Origin of the sequence: Thermococcus aggregans (genome assembly GCF_024022995.1) — an archaeon.
Lineage (GTDB): Archaea > Methanobacteriota_B > Thermococci > Thermococcales > Thermococcaceae > Thermococcus_A > Thermococcus_A aggregans.
On sequence record NZ_CP099582.1, the window covers coordinates 625,140 to 646,801 of the forward strand.

Genomic DNA, 21,662 nt, shown 5'->3' on the forward strand with positions numbered 1-21,662 from the left:
AACACCATTGAGGAACACTGAAAACATTACTTGATTTTTGTTATCTGTTTCAGTAACCTCTTGAAGTGTTTTTCTTAGTTGTTATATCAACTTTGCCTGCATACTACAAGTTTGAACCAAAAATTACTTTAAGGAGAGTTCAAAATTAAAAATGGTGGTGCAAATGAATATGGAGGCTGTTTTTAGGGAAATTGAGTCTTTTAGGGATGAGATGGTGAATACTTTGATAGAGCTTATTAAAATCCCGGCAATTAGTCCGGATAGTGGTGGGGAGGGCGAATATGACAAGGCTCAGAAGCTACTCGAAATAATAAAAGACTGGCCGTTTGACAAAATTGAACGCTATGATGCTCCCGACCCAAGAGCAAAGAACGGTGTAAGGCCAAACATTCTAGCGTACTATTATGGTGAACAAGGCGAAGAAAGCCCGAGATTATGGATTCTTACGCACTTGGACGTCGTTCCTCCAGGAGATTTGAGCAAGTGGACTGTTACAAAGCCTTTCGAGCCTGTTGTAAAGGATGGTAAAGTTTATGGCAGGGGTAGTGAGGATAATGGTCAGAGTTTAGTGGCTTCACTTTATGCTGTCAGGGCTTTGATGAACCTTGGGATAAGGCCTAAGAGGACGATAATTCTCGCTTTCGTGAGTGATGAGGAAACTGGGAGTAAATATGGTATAGAATGGTTGATGAAGAACCACCCGGAACTCTTCAAAAAAGACGACCTAGTACTAGTGCCTGACGGTGGAAATGAAGAGGGAACATTCATAGAAATTGCTGAGAAAAGCATTCTCTGGATGAAGATTAAGGTTAAGGGCAAGCAGGTTCATGCAAGCATGCCGGGATTGGGATTAAATGCTCACAGGGTTGCCATTGATTATGCGAAAGCCCTTGATGATTTCCTCCATGAGAAGTACAATGCAAGGGATGAGCTCTTTGATCCTCCAGAGAGCACTTTTGAACCCACAATGGGAGGTAATCCAAGCGATGCTCCGAACATTGCTCCGGGAGAGCATGAGGTTGTTTTTGACTGCAGGGTATTACCCCAATACAAGCTGGATGAGGTTTTAAGTGATGCCCAAGATCTCGCTGAGAAGGTTAAGGAGAAATACAAGAAGGAGATCGAGGGCAAAGTATTGCCCGAGATAGAGATAGAGGTTTTACAGAGACTTGATGCTCCAGCACCAACTCCCAAGGATAGTGAGATTGTCAAGCTCTTGCAGAGGGCAATAAGGGAGTTCAGGGGAAAGGAGGCTAAAGTTGGAGGAATAGGCGGGGGAACTTTTGCAGCCTACTTCAGAAGGCTCAGAATTCCTGCGGTTGTATGGGCCACTCTTGATGAGACTGCCCACCAGCCCAATGAGTACGCCAAGATTGAAAACATGGTCGAAGATGCAAAGATAATGGCCGCCTTAGCCCTTCTCTGATTTTTCTTAACTATTCTCTAAAATTATTTGGAACAATGGAAAAGAGTTTATACGTGATCACTTAACTTTTTTATGGTGAGGTTAGTGAGAAAAATTATAAGCCCACTACTGGTGCTCATTCTTGTTGGTATAATGTTTGCAAGCGGCTGCATCAATACTAACTTTCCGTCCCTTAGTTATACGGAATCAACCTCTGTTGTTCCGTACACGCACAATGACACTCTTAGGTATAAAATACCGCCCGTTAACGACTTCGCATTTCTTCTCTATCACCATCTCCCTAAGAAGGAAGACAACATCTTTCTATCGCCCTACAGCATTTTGACGGCTCTTGCAATGCTGTACGAAGGAGCCGAAGGTACGACGAGGAATGAGATGAGAGAAGTTCTCAATCTTCCGGAAGATGATTTGGAGAGAAGAGAGGAATTCAGATACCTGATTTTGAGGATCAACAACCCTGCAAGCGATGCATATATCTTGAGAACTGCAAGTGCTCTCTGGATCCAGAAGGATTATTCCATCAAGGAAGATTACATCGATGTCATAAGGAGATACTACTTTGCTGATGTTAGAGAGCTTGACTTCTCAGAAGACCCTGAAGGGTCAAGAAAGACTATAAACGAGTGGGTTGAACGACAGACTGAGAGAAAAATTGCCAACCTAATACCTCCAGGTGCTATCGACGAATTTACAAGGCTCGTAATAACCAATGCGATTTACTTCAAGGCTAACTGGTCAAGTAAATTTGAGCCGGAGAACACGTACAATGAGACCTTTACACTTACTTCAGGTGAAAAGATAAAAGTCGAAATGATGCATCAAGTAAACAGTTTTAATTATATGGAAACTGAAGAATTCCAAGCCTTAGAAATGCCTTATAAAGACAATAGACTTTCGATGCTCATAATATTGCCGAAAGAGAATGATATAAGTGTCCTCGAAGAAAAGCTCACTTCAGAATTTGTGGAGAATATTCTGAGCAGTATGAAAGTGGAAAAAGTTGAGGTTGTTATTCCCAAATTTAGCTTTGAAAAATCTTACATTTTGAACGATGTTCTTCAGGAGATGGGAATACGGGAAGCATTTACAAATAAAGCTGATTTTTCTGGGATAGCTGAAGATAAGCTTATGATAAGTGTCGTTGTTCACAAGACCTTCATTAGGGTCGCTGAAAGTGGCACTGAAGCTGCTGCTGCGACAGGGGTAGGCATGACAGTTGCTGCTCCATCAAGCAAGGAGCATCCCAAGGTTTTCAGAGCAGATCATCCTTTCATATTTCTCATTAGGGACAGAGAAACAGGAGCAGTTTTATTCATCGGCAGGCTGATGGATCCAAGAGGCTAAACTTTTAAGCTTCTTTTTCCAATCCTTTTTATGCCCTCGTGGAAAGATGGAAAGCTTGGACTGCCAGTTAGAGAAGCGGTTAAAATTTTCCCCGAGCTTGAAAAATATCTTGATGATGAGGGCAGGTTGGATTTATCAAACAGAAGGGCAAGAATTCTGTATAACAAAGCAATCGCTAGAGCTGTTTTTGGTATTGAGGTCAAATATCATCCTAAAGGGCTTATCACGACACCAATTTCCCGCTTTATATTTCTAAAAACTTTTCTGAGAGGGGGAGAAAAAGTCCTGGAAATAGGGACTGGGCATTCTGCTTTAATGGCAATAATGGCGGATAAACTTTTCAACTGCGAAGTGTGGGCAACTGAAGTGGATGAAGAGTTCTTTGAGTATGCAAAGGCCAACATTTCCGCAAACAGTTCCAAAGTGCGGCTTATAAAAAGCAATGGAGAAATTATCGAGGGGATAATCCCAAAAGGTGAGAAGTTTGATGTGATATTTTCTGCTCCTCCGTACTACGAGAAACCTACAAAAGGTGTTTTGACAGAGCGCGAAGGTCTGGGTGGAGGCAAGTATGGGGAGGCTTTTTCCGTAAGAATTCTTGAAGAGGGATGGAGATATTTGAAGAAAAATGGAAAAGTGGCGCTGTTTCTACCGGACAAGCCAAGCTTGCTCAAAGCAGTAATTAAAAGGGGTGTGGAGCTGGGCTATACATACCGTGATATCAAATTTAGAGTAGGAACAAGATATCGGCACTCGTTGATATTCTTTAAACGATAGACTTATATTGAACTTACAGCACAAAAAGTATGGCAAATGAGGAGAAAGCACCTCCACTGAGCACTGCGATGAAGATACGCCCACGGTCTGATGCCAAATCATTTCATGTCCTCTACATAAAGGAACAAGCACTTCAGATATTCGGTGTCTTTAGACGCCATTAATATCGGATGGTCTGGTGCTTGGGTTCTGTAGGGTTCAAGGAGTTTTAGGAACTTTCCAGCTTTTGCTGCGGCGGCTATTATCATATCCTTGAACATCTGCATGTCAACGTGTTGGGAGCATGAAGCTGTTACCAAGATGCCTCCGTCCTTGACAAGTTTTAAGCCTTGATAATTTACGTTGAAGTATGCCCTGAGGCCTCTCTTAAGGTCTTTCTCATGCTGTACAAACGCCGGAGGGTCTAAAATCACAATGTCAAACTTTTCTCCCCTTTTTTGCAGTTCTTCCATAACTCCAAATGCAGATCCGACAATGAATTCCATTTTGTCTTCAACACCGTTAAGTTTGGCGTTCTCTTTTGCCTGTTCTATTGCTGATGGAGACTTATCAACTGCAACAACCTTTTCTGCCCCTGCAACTGCGGCATGAATTGCAAAACCGCCTGTGTATGTGAAGACATCAAGTACTTTTTCTCCGCCCTTAATGTACTTTTCCAGTGCGATTCTGTTTTCTCTCTGGTCTAAAAAGAACCCAGTTTTTTGACCCCTCATATCCACAATGAACTTTGCGTTCCCTTCTTCGATGATCGTGCGGTATTTTTCTTTTCCAAGCAAGACCCTTTCTATCTCAGGTAGGCCTTCTCTTCTTCTTGATCTTCCGGTATTTTTCTCAAAAACAGTTTCGATTTCGGGTTCTACCTCAAGGATTGCCTCTGCAACCTCAAGCTTGAATTTCTCCATACCTGCACTTGAAATCTGGAGAGATGCTATGTCGTTAAACCTATCCACGATCAGACCTGGCAGATAATCTGCTTCTCCATACACCATTCTGTAGGCTTTGTCATATCCTAAAACTTTCTTTCTGTACTCATTTGCCTTTCTTATGCGCTCCTTGAACAGCTCTTTGTTTATCTCTACGTCTCTCTCCTTTGTAACTAAGCGGACCATTATGTTTGAATTGGGGTTGGCAAATCCTTTTCCTAGGAATTTCCCGCCTCTGGAGTAGACTTCCACTATGTCTCCCGGTTTAATCTCGCCTTCTGTTCGTATCACACCTTTTTTGAAAACAATCATCGCTCCTTTCTCAATTGCCCTGTAAGCTTGAGCGTCAACATACACTTTACCCCCTACTTTGCTCATTTTTCTCACCCTTCCAGAGTTGAGGCGATAGGTATTTAACCCTTGACCTCTATATATAATATGGGGTGAGTTCTATGAACTTAGAAGTAATAAAAGAGTTTCTGGATGCAATTGGGGCAGACTATACAGAGGTAGATGGGGAGATCCATTTAGCCCCAGAGGTTTTTTATGAAGTTTGGAAGTATGTAGGGCAGCCAGAAATTAAAACGTACGTAATAGAAGACGAAATTGTCGAGCCCGGTTCATATGACCCTCCTGAGATGAAGTATACCGATGTTAGGAAGATTAAAATTAAAAAGGCATATTTCGAGACACTTGAAGGGGTTAAAATTGTTACTGATTATGCAGATTTCCAGAAGATATTAAAAGAAAAGAAAGAGGAGCTTTAGCTCTTCTATCTTTTTACGAATTATTAGTTATCATTATTTTGAGCATTAAAACGCCCATACAGGTTGTTCGTTTTACCTTAAGGATACTGGTACTAATCCCTATTGTTGCGGCCGTTAGAAGAACTCCTAACCCAAGTATCCCGTCAAAATAAAGAGACGCAGTTGCTATAAAAAGCAGTATTCCCAGATTTAGTTTTGTGTAGTCTATTTTTGATATCGCCTTCCCAATTATTGTTGAGAGTGACAAGCCATATAGATTAATAATGCTGCTCGTTATTATAGTTACAAGGAGCAGGATGATTAGTTCTTTAGAGCTTAGAGGGTAGTACAGGTCTTTAATCAGAACTAAGATGCCGTTTCGAGTTTTTCCAGTTGCATAAAAATTAACCAAGCTGAAAACGAAATTTGAAGTGTTGACTGAGAAAGCTATTGTTAGAAACGTCCGCTCATCCTTTGAGAAGAAACTCCCCAAAAGTGCTGCTTGCGATGACGTAAACGTTGGTAAAAGAGAAGCAAGCATCCCAAAACATGTGCCGATAAAGGAGAACTTTAAAAACCTTCTTTTTGACATTTGGATATCTGCGTTTCCTATTTCAATCTTCTGGTTGTTTTTTAGGGAAAACACTATGGCGGAGACTCCAAATAGCCCAACAAAAACATGGAAATATGGCTCCTTAAGGGGAAGCCTATCAACAACAAGTCCAAAGATGCCAGAAATAAGGAAAATTAGCAAGGCGTATATTCTTTTTACGCCTTTTTCTGTGATTATGAGAAGGAAAGCGAGCACAAACACGGCAACCTTTCCAAAGGCGCTGGTGTAATGCTCCGCCAACACAACATAGGGGAAAGCTAAAGGAATAGCAAACACTACTGCCAAGAGACTTGCTTTTAGAGATATGTTGATGACTTCAAGCCCTTGTCCGTGAAGGGCAAGTTTGTGGGCTGGAAGGATACTTACTGCCGTTTCTTCCTCTGGGATCCCGAAAAACGTTGAAGGGAATGCATCCAAGAATGTATGTGTCAAACCCATTGAATAGAGAAGCATCACATATGAGAACCCTCCCGGCGAGGTTAAGAGGGTTTCAACAATAGACGCTAGGGTGTTAACGTGTAAGGCAGGCGTAATGCCTGTTACAGTCCCAAACAAAATGCCTAACAAGACCCATTTAAGCATATATCATCCCTTGAAGGTATTTCAAAGGCAGGTTTTTCTCGATAAGTGGTATAAAAGCCAAAGGCTGTAATTGTTTGGTTTGTCTCTAAGGAGATTCCTAGGGATTTGGGGAGTTTGAGTAAAATCCAACAGTTTTTATCTGTAACATTGGCAAGTCCGAAGCCGTTTTTGTACTGTTTTACCCATTCCACTTTCCCCTGTATTTTAAGGGGGACATTAGGTAGAGGGGAGCAGATTGAATTTGGGAGTTTCTCTCTGGGAATTTTTACCGTGCATTTAATGCAATAAAGGGAGTTTTTCCTTCTTATGCCATGGAACTCTATGATGTCTCCAAAGTTAGCTGAGAACCCGTACAATTTCAACTCCGTGCAGTTTAAGCTTAAAGAAACGCCCGTTTTCGTAACTTGGCATACTCCATGTGCTATCTCACCAATTCTTTCCTTTCCAATGGGTACGGTTTTTGCTTTTCCAATGACTTTCACGTCTTCGGGAGAGTTCACATAGATTGTCAGCGTTGAGTAAAGCCTTGCAGTTCCCAGTACTTCGACCTTATCGCCAAGTGCCAGCTTGGTTTTGTAGGGTAGATATACGTTGAATTCTTTGCTGCCGTTCCATATTGTTGCTGGAGTCGTATTTCGAATAACAACTCCTTTGATTTTAAAGGGCATCTTATCCATTGGAGTTTTCAAGAATCCCTTGGGAATGTAATCAACAACATGGAATTCACTTCCGTAGAAAAGGCCATAGACATCAACCATTTCACCCTTGTTAGCGTTTAGGCATTTGCTAAGTTTGATTTTCTGGGGGGTTAAAAGATAGCATGAATAATCGATCCAGAAAGCTCCTTGAAGCGACTCTAGGATTAGGGTGCTGTGAGACGTTTCATTTATCTCAAAGACTTCTACAGAATGTTTTGATTCGTCGAGGAGTTTGCCCATGACTTCATAAGTTTTATCCATATCCAACGTCTCATATACAACAATTGTATCCTCTCCATTGTATAAAACGCTGAAGCCCTCTTGTGAATAAACACAGAGTCCTGTAAAATTTACCAAGTCCCCTTCATCTGCTATTTCTAATGATACTGGGCTAGTGCTCTCTGTCCCTATTAAGTAGAGTAGCAAAATAGAGAAAAGAGAGGTCACCATTAAAACTATTCCAAGTTTCATTAATTTAATCATGATTAGTAGTAATAAAGGTGGGGGTTAAAAAGTTTTTGGGTGTAAGGTTTGTTATATGTTGTAAAATCAGCAATAAGCTCGCTCAAAGCTGAACAAAAAAAGAGAATAATACTAAGAGCTCACAAGTTTTGATTCTGTAATATAATTCCTCTTTCTGTTATCTCGTAAGGTACCCAAGAAAGAGCATGACGCGTTCTTCTCATTCCATAGACCCTTAGGTATCTTTTTAAAGTCTTCTCTTCTTCAAATAGCTTCATCTCTATGATTCCGTCCACTATTGCTTTAATTATAGTTTCGACATGCGGCTTTTCTACACCGGAGTTCATTTCCAGTATCCATACTTGCTTGTTTTTGTGGGCGAATGCCTTTAAATCTTCTAAGAATTTGTATATCTGCTTTTCTTCGGTTTCAAAGAACATTGGGGTTAAAGACGAAACTATACCAATGACTGGGGGATTCTCAACATGAGGGTTGTTTAGGATTATTTTGGTGGTTATGTCTTTTATTACGTCTATTACTTGAGAGGTGTCCCTGATATCTGGTATTACTTCTTCCGTAAATGAGAATTTGGGCCCTCCACGTAGTCTTTGAGTATATGCGTCGAGAATATAAAGCTTGTCGTTTAAATAACCCATTAGCCCCCATCCAAAATCAAGTGCATTGCTTATGAATTCATACTTGGATACGTCAATGAGAAGTCCGATAACGTTTGCTCCGGAAATTAGTTGATTGTACATAAACTGGGTTATAAAAGTTGTTTTGCCCGATTTGGGATCCCCTAGGATGAGGACGACACTGCCCTTTGGTATCCCGCCCGCTACTAAGGAGTCAATAATTCCTGTAGGAACTCGTTCTACCCTTTCCTCTATCTCTCCTTGGGATGAAATACCTAGATTCAATTTGCATCCCTCTAATAAATTTCACCACTGGGATACACAACAACTCCATGATCGGTTATCTCAAAAGGATACTTTCTCATAGAATGCTTGGTTCCTCTCATCTTCCTGATTAAAAGATAACGTTTAAGCTCTATATTTTTCTCCTGAAGATCAAGGATAACAACACCTCTTGCTATATACTCCTCTATTCCGTATCTGCTTATCCTCCCTGCTTTTGGGTCTGGAGCCTCTGTAGTGAGGAGTGTTGTAACACCCATCTCGAGAAGAATCGTGTTCAACTTTAAGAGTACGCCCCTGATATCCTTCTCATTTTGAAGTCTAAAAGCTATTGAGGGTACAGAATCAATAGCAACTCTCTTTGCATTTATCGCTTTGGCTACTCGGTATATATATCTCAGGAAGCTATCTACGTTGAGGGTATCCTCCAGAACAAATCTTTCTTCAGACGGTATTCCAGAAATTGCGCTAACACCATCAACAATTGCAATTAATCCCTCTTTTTCATATTTTTTGAAGTCCCATCCAAACTGGGCCATTTCTCTTCTGATGTCCTTTGCCCTCTCTTCTAGGGTTACTAACACTCCCGGCTCTCCATATTCTTCTGCACCCTTGTATACGTATTGAGCTACAAAAGTAGTTTTACCAGTTCCAGTGCTACCTGTGATAAGGACTGTTGATTCTTCGGGGAATCCTCCCCCAATTAGATCATCAAACCCCGGAATCCCGCTTTTTACCCTTCTCTTAGAAAAATCGTCCATCATAATGACTCACCTTGTATCATCATAATACTTCACACTTTTTGTCTACTAAAGTTACTACCTCTTAAAATATAAGGTTTTTGGAATTCATACCATACTATGCTTTCGATGTTGTAAAATTTTTAACAAATTGATGAATTTTCATGATAATCTGTCGGCAAAAGAGTTTTATTGTAAAATGGGTAGTATTCTAAAAGGTGAGTCAATGTTAGATCCATTCGGGAAGCGAGCTCAAGAGCTGTTAAATGAATTTGAAACTATTAACGACCTACTTGATACTATTCCTAGCTATTTAGACATGGAGCTAGCTCTTGAGAGAGTTCGATGGGTAAATACTGGTAGAATCCCTGATCATTTGTTGACTTTAGATGATTTGAAGGACTTGATGAGTTTTTATGCTCTCTTAGGTGCTTTGGCATTTTCCCCTTATGGAGTAGAGATGGAACTTGTTAAGGAGGCAAATCTGAAAATATATCAGACAAAGATAGAATCGTCAGAAAACTTTGATGAACTTGCGCTTCCCTTAGAAAAACCCTCAGAAAATGAAATTCCAAAAAGGGATAGAACAATAATTGAAAAAACTCTTCATAAGGAATTACCCCCTGAAGAAAAAGAGGAAATTACCCTTAAATATAAAATGCCTCTGAAGACGTTTTTATCCTTAAACGAGGGGTCTCTTAAGGAATTTTACATAAGAAATGGGTACGTGTATTTAAATAAAACACAAGTGATAGAATTATGGAAAAAGAGCTTTGAGAAAAACCTCGAAAAGGCAGTTAACATTCTCTACGATATTCGAGAAGAACTGCCTCAATACTACGTGGAGCTTTATTCTAGGTTAAGTGAGCTTGCTCGGGAATATTTCAAAGAAAGGATTGAAAAATTCAGCACAGCCGCTCAACCATTGCATTTTGATTTCTTTCCTCCTTGTGTTAAAATAGCCCTAGGGGGCGTTCCGAGCGGATTAAGAAACTACGCTATAACGGTGCTGCTGACTTCTTTCTTGAGCTATGCCAGGATATGTCCAAATCCTCCCAAAAGGGATGTTAGAGTTAAAGACTGTATAAACGACCTTAGGGTAATAAAAGAAGAAATATTGCCCCTGATAATTCAGGCAGGCAACAGATGCAAGCCTCCTTTATTTGAAGATCAGCCGAATGAGATCAAGAACATATGGTACCATTTAGGCTTTGGTTACACCTTAGAACCAACTTTAGAAGACAGCGGAAACTCAACGTGGTATTTTCCCCCTAATTGCGAGAAAATACGAGCCAGCGCCCCCTCTCTTTGTAAGCCGGATAAAGACTGTAGATACATTAAAAACCCCTTAACTTATTATCTCAGAAAACTGTATTTGAGTAAGAAGAGCCAAGGTGAAAAGAATGAGCAGTCTGTTTAGGGAGGCCACCAAAGAGGAGAGGGTAAAATACTATTCAAAAGAATGGAATTCAAAGAAAATCCCGAAGTTTATCCTTGACACCTTAGAAAATAGAGAGTTTGGGTTTGATCATACTGGCGAAGGTCCCAACGACAGGAAAAATGTCTTCCAAGATATTAAAGATCTTGAAGATTACGTAAAAATTACGGCCCCCTATTCAATCTATTCCAGTGTAGCCTTGTATGAGGATCCAAAAAACATGAGCGGGTGGCTTGGGGCGGAGCTTGTTTTTGATATAGACGCAAAGGATCTTCCCTTAAAAAGGTGTAACCACGAGGCTGGGACTGTGTGTCCTTTGTGCCTTGAAGATGCCAAGGAATTGGCTAAGGATACTCTTGTTATCCTGAGAGAAGACTTCGGGTTTGAAGACATTCACGTTGTTTATTCTGGTAGGGGGTACCATATTAGAGTTCTTGATGATTGGGCCTTGGAGTTGGACTCAAAAGCCAGGGAGAGAATTTTGAGCTATACTTCAAGTGCCGAAGAAATTACATTTGAAGACATCCAAGAGAGGAAAGTGCTGTTGTCTTCAGGTTACTATAGAGTCTTTAGACTGAGATTTGGCTATTTCATTAAGAGAATCTCAGAATACCACTTGAGGAACATTGGATTGAATAGAAAGCAGATAAGTCTAATAATGGAAAACCGAGACGAAATTTATGAGAATTTCGTAAAAAAAGCCATACTAACGGCATTCCCGCAGGGCATTGGGTACAAGACTCTTTTAAGGCTGTTTGGCTTATCTACAGTATTTTCAAAAGCATACTTTGACGGGCGAGTTACCGTGGACGTTAAGAGAATCCTCCGCCTGCCTTCAAGTCTGCACTCGAAAGTGGGCCTTATTGCGACGTACATAGGAAGTAGTGAGAAAAAGCTTCAGTCTTTTGACCCACTTAAAGATGCTGTCCCCAAATTTAGGGAAAAAGAAGTCAAAGAAGCCTACAAGTTATGGAAAGAAGAGATGGAGGAGCACACATGATGTATGGAAGGGCTAAAGTAATACTCTCCATGGCTATATGGGGAAGCGTGGGGATTTTTGCGAGGTATTCAAACTTAAGCGGCTTGAAATTAGCTTTCTACAGAGTGCTTTTGGGTAGCTTGATCTTCCTAGTTTTATATACTTTCAAGGATCCCGGATGGGTCAAAAAAGCGTTCTCAGAAATAAAGCCCAAAGTTCATTTGGTGTTTCTGCTGGGGGCAGTGCTTGGGTTGAATTGGGTGTTTTTCTTTTCGGCTGTCTTATACACGGACATAGCAAAGGCAACTCTCATTTATTATTTGGCACCCATAATAGTTGTCATGTTTTCTGCGATATTTCTTAGGGAAGAAATAACAACAAGGAGAATAATTCTCATCTCCATGGCTCTTTTGGGGGCGTTTATAATAGGAACGCAGGGGGGGATTTCTCTTAAGAGCAAGGACTTTTTGGGAATGATTTTTGCGTTTTTAGGGGCTTTATTTTATGCCAGCGTAACTATTCTGGGCAGGTATTTAAGGGACATCAAAAGCTCGTATTTGACATTTTTTCAACTCTTTTTTGCTACGCTGATTCTTTTCCCATTAGTGGAAGCCTTTGAGGGATTGGCAATATCTCTTTATTCTTTATCAGTTGTTGGAATTATCGCTGTAGTTCATACTTCATTTGCTCTTCTAATTTATATGGATGGCCTCAAGGAAGTAGAAGCGAATGAGGTAGCGCTTTTAAGCTATATTGACCCTCTCAGTGCGGTTATATATGCTCTAGTAATCTTTGGGGAAGTACCCACGATAAGAACGATAATTGGAGGGAGTTTGATTTTGTTAGCCTCTCTTTTAGACTTAAAGAGTAGGTGAGGGGGCTATAGCCCGCCTTCTGTACTTTCGGGGCATTCGACTAAGCGGCCTACCACGGGCCTCACACCGGGAACTCATCGGCCCTTTCTTGGCCTTGCACCCCGCGGGACGGCCGTTTCACCGCTCCCCTCGGGATTGTCTGCGGGTTAACTCGGCTCCCGTCACCGGGAGCCTTCACCGCTTTCATCCACACCCCCCGAGGGGCGTGTCGTTTCTGCGCCGTTGCCCTCCCTCTCGGGAGGTGCCTCACGGCACCGCGGCCCCGGTGCGGTGGGCGGAACTTCCTCCTTGCGGACAGCCCCAGCCCCCTCACCTTGTTAAATTAAGAAAAAAGAGATTATAAAGATTTGGTCATTTCTTGGGCAATTCTTTGTACTCTCTAATCTCAGGCTCCTTTGGCTTTTTAAATCTGCCTAACGGGGATTTTCTCCTTGGTTTAGGACGTTTCCTTCTTCTTTTTGATTTTTGGGATTTCAAATAATAACCAACTAGAGCTAGTAGAAGCAGTAAAGACAAAGCTATTGCAACAGCATAGTATTTTGTTGAGCTTTCCTCAAGAGGGACTGTACTGGAGCTGGAGGATGAGCTTGTTGATGAAGGAGAACTTTGAGTTGAAGATGTAGTTGATGGGGTTGGAGATTCTAGTTTTAGGGCCCCATAGACTTTTTGTTCTTTTCCATAGCTTTCCAGAGAAATCTCATATTCGATTTTCCCTAGAGGGAGTTTTACAACGAACTCTACTTCGTTTTCTCTTGGTGCCAATATGAGGTCTTTGGAAGCCTTTAGTACTGTGCCATTAACACCAAAAAAGCTATAATAAAGAATTCCACGAATTTCGTAAGGATTTTTGTTGCTAAGCTTTACCAGAAACTTAACCTCTCCTGTAGGGAGTTTTTTGTATGAGATGCTTTCAATCTTAGGATATGCTAGTACATCGTAACTGGAATAGTCTTGGTCGAGTATTATGTCTCTAAACGATATTTTTCCTGTTATTTTTTTGTAGCCGGGCGGTAAAGGTGGGAGAGTTACTCTCACAACATTGCTGCCTTTATTAAGTGTGATTTCTTTGGTTTGGTTGTAAATATGCTCGTTGTTGATTCCATACACCTCAATGCTGAGATTCACTGGAATAACCCTTTCGGACAATATTGTAAAATACGCGGTATTGGAGTCATCTTCCATTATTTGGGTTTTTTCTAGAGAAATTTCAACTAAATCAACTCCAAAAGATACGTAGATTTCTTTTGAGAACGAATAAGTACCTTTTGAATACGTAAGGGTATATACCAGCTTATACTGTCCAGAAGGGAGATCATAGGGAATTGGAAGGGTTATCTGAACTGAGTTCTCTCCTGGAGTTAAGTCTATTGCAATGTCTTTTTTAAGGTACTGTTTTCCGTCCTTTTCCAAATACACACTCCCTTTTATAGATACAGGAGAAGTTTTGAGATTGTAGATTGTTGAATATACTTCTAGGGTCTCTCCATTTAGTACGTGGAATGCTGGAACACCGCGTTCTTTTATCTGCACATGGATTTCTTTGAATATTAGCGGGATATCAGTAACCTCAAGTGGAACGGGAACTGTGATAATGTTTATTTCTCCCGATTCTAAGAATCCCCAGAGAACTATGAAGAGGGTGTATTTTCCGGGTTTTACACTTTCATCGACATAAATTTTGTACCGCAAGGTTTTCTTTTCGCCAGATTTCCAATATGTATAGATGACTCCAGAAGATACCGGTTCTCCTGTGGGCTTATAAACCTCGAGCTTAATTCCAGAAACTTCTTCATGGTTCTCATCGACCACATAATACCTCCGATAGCTTACTACTTGGAATTCCTTGTCAGCATTATTTACAATAGTGAGAGTTCCCTCCTTATAGTCCCCAGACACTACACGGATATTGCTTTCTATTGTCGAGAAAAATAATTGTTGAGAGGCCACTAACGATGAAATCATTAGCAATGTTATGATTGCTGGGATAACCTTCTTCATAACTCTTCCCCTGAATAATTTGCAGTTCAATAAATATAAAGTTTCACATTATGAGCAATAGAATACCTAAGAGTGTGAACATTATAAAAAGCAACAGGCTTATTCGGTATAGTGACAGTTTTGAAAAGTGATTTTTAACTATTGCAGCTATTATAATGAGCAGAATTCCGTAAAAAGTGGCAAATACTCCGAGTGCTTTCTTTAAATCGATGTGTAATATGAGAAGAATAGCTAGAATTGCCCCAGCAAAGACAGTTATGTGGGGAATCGTGAACATATAGTAGTGAATCAGGGTTCTGTTTTCGTCCATTTTTATCACTCCTAAACCTACTCTATTATAAACGCGTAAGTTGTCGCTGTAGGCAACTTTTTTCGGATTTGTGGAATTAGATAGCGGGGAAAGATTGCTTCACTTTTCTCTTCGAGTGGATCATACATCCCAAGTACCTTTTCAATAACCTTGACTGCAATCTTTCCTTTAACTCTGAAATATCCATGCCATGTTGGTGTAATCTCAAGTACTATAGGAAGATAAAGGGAGTTGTATTCATCGTTGTCGAGTAAACTGCTAAGATACTTCAGCTCTTTTTGCTTAAAAAAATGAAACTGGCCATCCCTAAGCTCTACCTTCGGGTCATCCTCCTCAAGGAGGGTTTTGAGGGTCTTTCTGCTTTTAGGTAAGTGAGAATTTAGCCGCGAGAGTTCTTTTTGGATTAGTTCATCTTCTTTGATCATATATTGGTTTTTCTTTAGAGGAGAATAAAAAACTTTCTTGATGTATCATTGACAAGAAAGCATCAAAATTCCTTCTTAACATTGCAATATTTAAACATAAATCTGGCATAGCTGGGGTTATTTGACATTTTGTCAATAGTTCATCAGAAAAAGTTATATTGTAAACATTGTATAAAGTTACGTGCCTAATGCTGAATATATCATCAAAAAAGGTGAGATAAAAATGAACAAAGTTAAACCATTTATCGACCATAGTCCGAAAAAACCTGCGTTCTTGCAACTGGTTTTTGTTGATATAAACGGGATTCCAAAGGGAATGGAAGTTCCAATTGAACGATACGAGGAAGCAGTGACTGATGGGATATCCTTTGATGGCTCTTCAATCTCAGGATTTCAGGGAATAGAGGACAGTGATCTTATCTTTAAAGCAGACCCAACCACTTACGTGGAAGTTCCTTGGGAAGGGATAGCAAAGGTGTTTGGGTATATCTACAAAGATAATAAACCCTACCATGCTGATCCCAGGAGAATATTAAGAGCAGTTGTGGAAAAATTGAAGGAGAAGGGAATAACAGCATATATAGGCCCCGAGCCAGAATTTTACCTTTTTGAAAAGAACGGCTCGTGTGAGCTCAAGCTTCCCGATGGGGGAGGTTATTTTGACCTTGTTGGTTTGGATAAAGCGAGAGAGATAAAGAGGGTTATAGCCCGTTATATGCCCGCGTTTAAGCTAATTCCAGAAGTTTTGCATCATGAAGTTGGGCCGGGACAACATGAAATAAATTTCCGCTTTGCAGATGCATTAACAGCTGCCGACAATATAGTCAAGTTTAAGTACTTAGTTAAAGCAGTGGCAGAAAGCTATGGCCTTTACGCCACCTTTATGCCAAAGCCCCTTTTTGGTAAGCCTGGTAATGGAATGCACTTACACATAAGCCTCTGGAAAGATGGGGAGAACATTTTTAAAGGAGAGAATGACCTAAGTGACGAAGCCCTTTACTTCATAGGGGGTATCTTAAAGCACGCGAGAGCTTTAACAGCGATAACTAACCCTACTATTAACTCTTACAAGCGTCTTGTGCCGGGATATGAAGCTCCGATATATGTCTCATGGGGATACAAAAACAGAAGTACACTGATAAGAGTTCCTGCCTATACGGGAAATGGAGCGAGGATAGAATATCGCTGCCCGGATCCAAGTGCAAACTCATATCTTGCGTTTGCGGCAGTTTTAATGGCCGGTATGGATGGGATAAAACACAAAATTGAGCCGTTTGCCTATGTGGAAGAGAACGTATATGAATTGGGAGAAAAAGAGAGGGATTCTTTGGGGATAGACCTTCTGCCAGATACTTTAGAAGAGGCCCTCGAAGAACTAAAGAAAGACAAGGTGATCAAAGAGACTCTTGGGAGGGCTTACCACAACTTTATAGAATACAAGACAAGAGAATGGGAGGACTATCAGAAATATTTAGAAAAGAAAGGGATTGATAAGAAAACAACAAAGGTTACAGAATGGGAGCTTGAGCGCTACTTTTATCTTTAACTTTTTCATTATTTCTCTTCTACATGCAAGATGAGAGAGCCTAAGATTATCAGCATGGCTCCAATCATTTGTTTGGTCGTTAAAGTTTCATGGAATATAAGATAAGCAAGGACTAGAGCGACCACTGGTTCTACTGTGGCAATTATCGATGCCCTGCTAACCTCTATCTCCTTGAGTGCGGTGTTGTATAAGATATACGCCAAAAACGTTGGAAAGAATGCGAGGCCGAAAAGATATGGGAGAGCTGAGATGGGAATTTTAAACTCTGAAAACGGGAGCAGAAAAATAGCTCCAAAACCTATTGTGTAAAGAAGGGCTTCTTCTGGTCTTTCGTTTTTTACAGCAAATTTTGCTAGAATCCCATAGAGAGCATATGTAAATCCAGAAAGAAGCCCTAGTGCAATAGCTATTTTGCTTACGTTCTCTCCATTGGGGTTGACAACTAGAAGCACTCCTGTTATTGCCATTACAAGTGCTATGAGCTTTATAGACGTGATTCTTTCATTAAAGATGAAGTATCCCAGTATCGTGGAATAAACTGGGGCGGAATACAGCAAGAGGACTGCCAAAGATACCGACGAAATTTTGACAGTGTAGAAATATAGTATGTAAAACAAGAATACTGCAAAAAATCCGTAAAATGCATAGAAAGGCAGTCTGTGTTTTTTAATCTGGAAGCCTTTGAAAATGTTGTAAACAAGGAGAAGGGCGAATGCTATTAAGGCTCTATAAAACGTTATTGTGAAAGGGTCTAATCCAAATCCATAGAGCAATTTAGCGAAAATACCGAGAGTTCCCCACATACTTGCGGCTAAAAATACAAGTATATATCCTTTTTTCAACTTGCTTCACCCTCAGAGCTCTGGTCCTATGGGGAGTCTTCTCTTGTGCTCGCTTTTTTTGACTAGATGCTCGACGTACTCAACTTTCTCAACTGGAATGCCTAACTCTTCAGCAATTTTATCTTTTTCCATTTTTAAATCTACCAATCTGTAGAGGATTTCATCTAAGAGCTTGTAGCTAATTCCTAGTTCATCTTCGTCGCTTTGCCCTTCCCATAATCCAGCACTTGGTTTTTTGTTTATTATCTTTTCTGGGACTCCAATTCTTTTAGCAATTTCCCAGACCTCAGTCTTGTAAAGGTTTATGAGGGGAGCGTAGTCACTGGCACTGTCGCCCCATTTCGTAAAATACCCTGTCAAAAATTCGCTTTTATTAGAAGTGCCCAAAACGAGGTAGTTTCTTGAGTTTGCATGGGCATACAGCAAGACCATTCTTATCCTGGACATGACATTCCCTTTGCTCTTGATATCAAGTCCCCCAACGGATTTTTCAATCTCGTCCACGAGGGGCTTAATGCTTATTAGTTTGTATTCAATTCCAAGGTTTTCGCAGACGAGTTTTGCATCTTCAACGTCGTGGTTCTCGTAATACGGCATTATTAAGCCTAGAACTCTCTCTTTTCCAAGAGCTTTTGTTGCAAGATAAGCAACCGTTGCGCTATCTACTCCACCACTGATTCCAATCACCACACCATTTGCTCCAGCCTCATTGACTTTTTCTTTTGTGAACATCACTATATTGTTTATGACTTTATCGTAGTCTATGGTTCTCATTTTTCTCCCTCCTCTTTTTTGCTACAGCTTTTTCCTTGAGAGACTCTAAGAAGCTTAAATATCCCTTAAAAGCTATGATACTCCCCACGATCATGATAAAAAATGCCGGAAAGCTGAGATACGTGTATGGATAATCAACCCACTTTATGGTATATGAATACCTAACATCCCCCTTTTCAACCAAAACTGAGGGCTTTGAAGTAAATTCCAGTGTCTTAGTGTCCCCCAGTAAAGTGTATGTGTTTTCTATACCATTTGTGATTATCTTAACTGATGCGTTGTCTGAGGAAATTTCAAGACTTATACTCATGATATCCCCAGAGGCTTCTATTTCGTCCCCAATAACGTAAGTTCCAGGGCCCCAAACACCTGTTTGGAGTTCTTCTCTAGGGACATTATAAGAAGCTCCTAGAGACATCAGAAGAGCCAAGAACAGCAATAGTAGTCCTGTTCTAATTGGTGGATAAGTAAGACCCTCCTTAAAGCTACTCATTGATATCACCTTCAACAACACATAAAAGAATTAAGTAAGAGAATAAAAAAGTTACGCGAACTCAGTATTTTCCTATTAGGTGGCATTCTGCCCAGTGGTTGTGTTCGTACTCTACCAATTGCGGGTGTTTGGCGTCACAAAGCCCCTTTTCCATGTAGAGACACCTTGGATGGAACCTACATCCAGGAGGTATATTCACAGCACGTCAACAATTTCAAAAGTTAGGAAGTATTTATCATCCCTCTGAGTTACACTTAAGTTTCTTACTTCATAATCAGGCACTTTTGGGGTGTAAAACCATTCCTTGAAGAACCAGTCTAAGTCCTGCCCACTAACTTTCTCGAAAACGTTTTGAACGTCCGTTAAATTGCATTCTTCACCATGACACCCCCTCAAAAGTTCTCTTAAACCATTAAAGAAGGCCTCGTTTCCAAGAACAAACTGCAGAGAACGGAAGATGAAAGCACCTCCATAGTATCTAACACTATTCCTCACATCTGGATTAGATATACCCTCCTCATATGATTTAGCCAACGGCTTTCCATAGATGGGAAAATAAGTCAGTATATCCCCTTCAATTGAATCTAACCTGGTAGAATCTTCCAAACTGATGGTCATATAGGTGGCGAGACTTTCTTCTATCTTTCCAAGATGAGTATAGCTTCCAAACCATACATGGGCAACCTCATGTCCAAGTGTTGATAGAAAGTCCGCTACCCCGACACTACCTTGAATACCAACTATTGCAACTCCTCTCTCTTCAAAATCCTCAAATTCCTCCCCATTTCCATAAGGTAAATCTGGATAAAAAATTACGTTGATTTCAGAGTACGGGACGATTTTTAGGAGTTCTGTGTAACTCTTTATCATTTCCATGGTGACATTTGATAGTTCCCTAAAGCCTAACATCGTATTCTTTGGAGCATAAACTTTTACTTTGGTGTTATTCATAGTGAATTCAGCTTCTTGGAAAAAGCCTCTTTCGTAGATATAAACAGAGCCCCTCAGTTTGGAGATATCAAGCCTTAAAGTTGTCTTATCATTCACATACTCCACTTTCAAGGGGTATTCAGACCTTACCTCGTATTTTGAATGGAAGGTAACAAGGAGAGTTCCATTAGAATAGAGTCCAAGAATTCCCACGGGAGATATTGGAAAAACAAAGTTTTGCGAAAAGTATATCACGTGAGGATAGTTTTGTGGGAAATAAAAACCTCCCAAAAATTGCCTGGAAAGTGGGAGCAAGTAAGCAAGCAGGAGATTTGTTCTTGTTTCGTATTCTATTACTCCCTGTATCGGTTTGTCTTTTGGATAACTCACGTTCAGAAACAGTATCTTCGCTTCATAGTAAGGTAACGAGTAGTGAGACAGCTTTGATAAGTTAACTGGTTGGTCTTTAATTACCAAGCTCAAGTTGCCAAAGTTTGGGGATAAAATGTAAATCGTTGTATTTTCCTGGCTTCTGTTCATAATCAAAAAACTCCACTTAATTTTAACAAGATCGGGTGTAATTAAAGCACTCAGATTTCCAACAACAGTATAGGGGTGATAGGTATAATTAGCGGAAAGATCCCTAAAAACTTCTGTTATAACTGATCCATATGACACCTTTGCACTTGGTTTTTCTGGATACAAAATACGAAGTTCTAAATTCTCTGCTTTAGGAATATTATGTTTTTCCATAGCTGGAGAAGTATCCCATGCTATCCAACCAACGAAAAGAATAAGGAGTACAAGAACTGCAAAGAGCATCTTTCTCTTCGACATTATTCTCCCCCAGATAGTCCTAAGTATACTTCTGTGAGTATAACTACGCAACAATTACTTATAAAAATTAGGATTTAAGGAAGAATTAAACTATTAACCAGCAATCTGCAAAACCATCTGCGCCGGATCCCTTATCGCCGGCCCCAATCCGAGTATATAGACTGCCAGATACCAAAACCTTCTCTCTTCTTCATCGGGCACCAAATACCTCAGCCCGTAATAGACGACAGCCAATATGAGCACTATCCAAGGATAGTAAACAAACGCTCCGAACTTTTGAACAAGAAGGTTCTCAATCCAGTGGACTTCTCTGTAGCCGTAATAATGGATGGCCACCACCGTCGAGCCTATGTCAAAGATGTGGGCAAATACAGGGAAAAGGTACAACTTCTCAAAAGGCCTGAACTTGTAATAGGCCAAAATCGGCAGGAAAAAGATCACAGTATAGAAAAGCGTCAGTTCATATGGCCTCCAGCTTTTAACATGTGTTACAAGAAGATAGTTCGCATAGAGGGCTAAAATTGTTCCCCATCCAACGGTTATTTTTGGATAAGTTTTTAGCTTTGAATCTGCAAAGAGAGCCGGCAAGATCAAGAAAAATGCAGTAAAGAATATCCCGGGAGTCAAGATGAGGGGATGGGGCTCTAAAACCCCCCCATCAACCAGTGCCCTAACAGTTGCTCCAAAAACAATCATTGGAGTAACGGCATAGAAGAGCTTTTCATCAACCTTTATCTTGAGGGGCTTTATTATCCACCTGTATGTGTAGATAATCGCCAGTCCAAGAATGATCGCATAAACAATGGTATTGTAAGGGTTATATCCCTCTCTCGTGTACATCGGTTCTATAAAATACTCCCATAAAAACCTCTCTACTGATTCCATTTTACATCCCCAGAAGGCTTCTCTTTGCTCCCTTAAAGCTTTTTCTACCCAAGAGTGAAAAGGCTAATAAGAAAATATCGCTAATAAGTCAGTTAAGGTGAA

21 protein-coding genes, 1 other RNA gene and 1 pseudogene are annotated in these 21,662 nt (G+C 40.4%); 8 read left to right on the forward strand and 15 right to left on the reverse strand.

Translation table 11 applies throughout. From position 1 onward, the window contains the following. The first annotated feature begins 163 nt into the window (after nucleotides 1-163). From NF865_RS03525 to NF865_RS03535, 3 genes are all read left to right on the forward strand, one after another. Nucleotides 164-1,426, forward strand: a complete 1,263-nt coding sequence (locus tag NF865_RS03525) for a M20 family metallo-hydrolase (protein ID WP_436317664.1) — start codon at nucleotides 164-166, stop codon at nucleotides 1,424-1,426. A gap of 75 nt (nucleotides 1,427-1,501) precedes the next feature. After that, a complete protein-coding gene (locus NF865_RS03530) occupies nucleotides 1,502-2,770 on the forward strand; it encodes a serpin family protein (RefSeq protein WP_253305217.1) in 1,269 nt (422 codons plus the stop codon). A gap of 30 nt (nucleotides 2,771-2,800) precedes the next feature. Next, a complete protein-coding gene (locus tag NF865_RS03535; RefSeq protein ID WP_253305218.1) occupies nucleotides 2,801-3,547 on the forward strand; it encodes an RlmF-related methyltransferase in 747 nt (248 codons plus the stop codon). 98 nt (nucleotides 3,548-3,645) lie between these two features. On the opposite strand, the gene NF865_RS03540 is transcribed toward NF865_RS03535, so the two are convergent. Further along, nucleotides 3,646-4,848 carry a class I SAM-dependent rRNA methyltransferase gene (locus tag NF865_RS03540; RefSeq protein ID WP_253305219.1) on the reverse strand — a complete coding sequence of 401 codons (1,203 nt, stop codon included), beginning with the start codon at nucleotides 4,846-4,848 and terminating at the stop codon, nucleotides 3,646-3,648. Between the two features lie 74 nt (nucleotides 4,849-4,922). Here NF865_RS03540 and NF865_RS03545 point away from each other — a divergent pair, with 74 nt between their 5' ends. Continuing rightward, a complete protein-coding gene (locus NF865_RS03545; RefSeq protein ID WP_253305220.1) occupies nucleotides 4,923-5,237 on the forward strand; it encodes a DUF5748 family protein in 315 nt (104 codons plus the stop codon). 13 nt (nucleotides 5,238-5,250) lie between these two features. Here NF865_RS03545 and NF865_RS03550 read toward each other — a convergent pair whose 3' ends face one another. The 4 genes from NF865_RS03550 to NF865_RS03565 all read right to left on the reverse strand — a co-directional run bounded on the left by NF865_RS03550 (nucleotide 5,251) and on the right by NF865_RS03565 (nucleotide 9,252). Next, complete coding sequence (locus NF865_RS03550; RefSeq protein ID WP_253305221.1) at nucleotides 5,251-6,411, reverse strand: tripartite tricarboxylate transporter permease; 1,161 nt, start codon at nucleotides 6,409-6,411, stop codon at nucleotides 5,251-5,253. Further along, a complete protein-coding gene (locus tag NF865_RS03555; protein ID WP_253305222.1) occupies nucleotides 6,390-7,592 on the reverse strand; it encodes a hypothetical protein in 1,203 nt (400 codons plus the stop codon). The genes NF865_RS03550 and NF865_RS03555 overlap by 22 nt, the downstream gene beginning before the upstream one ends. 119 nt (nucleotides 7,593-7,711) lie before the next feature. Then, nucleotides 7,712-8,491 (reverse strand): RAD55 family ATPase, encoded by a 780-nt coding sequence (locus NF865_RS03560; RefSeq protein WP_253305223.1) that lies wholly within the window; start codon nucleotides 8,489-8,491, stop codon nucleotides 7,712-7,714. 11 nt (nucleotides 8,492-8,502) lie between these two features. Beyond that, on the reverse strand, nucleotides 8,503-9,252 hold the full coding sequence (locus NF865_RS03565; RefSeq protein ID WP_253305224.1) for an ATPase domain-containing protein: 750 nt from the start codon (nucleotides 9,250-9,252) through the stop codon (nucleotides 8,503-8,505). 202 nt (nucleotides 9,253-9,454) lie between these two features. On the opposite strand from NF865_RS03565, the gene priL reads away from it, so the two are divergent. The 3 genes from priL to NF865_RS03580 are packed head-to-tail and all read left to right on the forward strand — an operon-like array spanning nucleotide 9,455 to nucleotide 12,520. Continuing rightward, nucleotides 9,455-10,648: a DNA primase large subunit PriL gene (gene priL / locus NF865_RS03570; RefSeq protein ID WP_253305225.1), complete on the forward strand. Its 1,194-nt coding sequence runs from the start codon at nucleotides 9,455-9,457 to the stop codon at nucleotides 10,646-10,648. Beyond that, complete coding sequence (priS, locus tag NF865_RS03575; protein ID WP_253305226.1) at nucleotides 10,632-11,666, forward strand: DNA primase catalytic subunit PriS; 1,035 nt, start codon at nucleotides 10,632-10,634, stop codon at nucleotides 11,664-11,666. Before priL ends, priS begins: the two co-directional genes overlap by 17 nt. Then, nucleotides 11,663-12,520 (forward strand): DMT family transporter, encoded by an 858-nt coding sequence (locus NF865_RS03580; protein ID WP_253305227.1) that lies wholly within the window; start codon nucleotides 11,663-11,665, stop codon nucleotides 12,518-12,520. Before priS ends, NF865_RS03580 begins: the two co-directional genes overlap by 4 nt. Here NF865_RS03580 and rnpB read toward each other — a convergent pair. The 4 genes from rnpB to NF865_RS03600 form a co-directional block, all read right to left on the reverse strand. Beyond that, nucleotides 12,517-12,833: RNase P RNA component (gene rnpB / locus NF865_RS03585), an RNA gene on the reverse strand. The two genes, NF865_RS03580 and rnpB, sit on opposite strands and share 4 nt — an antisense overlap. Before the next feature lie 38 nt (nucleotides 12,834-12,871). Then, nucleotides 12,872-14,518: a COG1361 family protein gene (locus NF865_RS03590; RefSeq protein ID WP_253305228.1), complete on the reverse strand. Its 1,647-nt coding sequence runs from the start codon at nucleotides 14,516-14,518 to the stop codon at nucleotides 12,872-12,874. A 43-nt stretch (nucleotides 14,519-14,561) separates the two neighbouring features. Continuing rightward, the gene (locus NF865_RS03595) at nucleotides 14,562-14,828 is read right to left on the reverse strand and encodes a hypothetical protein (protein WP_253305229.1); all 267 of its coding nucleotides are present in this window, start codon (nucleotides 14,826-14,828) and stop codon (nucleotides 14,562-14,564) included. A gap of 17 nt (nucleotides 14,829-14,845) precedes the next feature. Continuing rightward, complete coding sequence (locus tag NF865_RS03600) at nucleotides 14,846-15,253, reverse strand: DUF61 family protein (protein WP_253305230.1); 408 nt, start codon at nucleotides 15,251-15,253, stop codon at nucleotides 14,846-14,848. 223 nt (nucleotides 15,254-15,476) lie between these two features. Between NF865_RS03600 and glnA the strand changes: the two genes are divergently transcribed. Continuing rightward, nucleotides 15,477-16,799, forward strand: a complete 1,323-nt coding sequence (gene glnA, locus NF865_RS03605; protein ID WP_253305530.1) for a type I glutamate--ammonia ligase — start codon at nucleotides 15,477-15,479, stop codon at nucleotides 16,797-16,799. 8 nt (nucleotides 16,800-16,807) lie between these two features. Here the strand turns inward: glnA and NF865_RS03610 are convergent, their stop codons facing one another. From NF865_RS03610 to NF865_RS03635, 6 genes and pseudogenes are all read right to left on the reverse strand, one after another. Continuing rightward, nucleotides 16,808-17,641: a DMT family transporter gene (locus NF865_RS03610; protein WP_253305231.1), complete on the reverse strand. Its 834-nt coding sequence runs from the start codon at nucleotides 17,639-17,641 to the stop codon at nucleotides 16,808-16,810. Nucleotides 17,642-17,653: 12 nt separating this feature from the next. Next, on the reverse strand, nucleotides 17,654-18,415 hold the full coding sequence (locus NF865_RS03615; protein ID WP_253305232.1) for an NAD+ synthase: 762 nt from the start codon (nucleotides 18,413-18,415) through the stop codon (nucleotides 17,654-17,656). Beyond that, a complete protein-coding gene (locus tag NF865_RS03620) occupies nucleotides 18,393-18,926 on the reverse strand; it encodes a hypothetical protein (RefSeq protein WP_253305233.1) in 534 nt (177 codons plus the stop codon). The genes NF865_RS03615 and NF865_RS03620 overlap by 23 nt, the downstream gene beginning before the upstream one ends. A 43-nt stretch (nucleotides 18,927-18,969) precedes the next feature. Then, a pseudogene (locus NF865_RS03625) lies at nucleotides 18,970-19,110 on the reverse strand (oligopeptide ABC transporter ATP-binding protein); the annotation flags it as partial. Beyond that, nucleotides 19,104-20,675 (reverse strand): M1 family aminopeptidase, encoded by a 1,572-nt coding sequence (locus NF865_RS03630; protein ID WP_253305234.1) that lies wholly within the window; start codon nucleotides 20,673-20,675, stop codon nucleotides 19,104-19,106. The gene NF865_RS03630 and the pseudogene NF865_RS03625, both read right to left, overlap by 7 nt. A gap of 93 nt (nucleotides 20,676-20,768) precedes the next feature. Continuing rightward, entirely contained in the window at nucleotides 20,769-21,560 is a 792-nt protein-coding gene (locus NF865_RS03635; protein ID WP_253305235.1) for a DUF63 family protein, read from the reverse strand. Nucleotides 21,561-21,662: the final 102 nt, after the last annotated feature.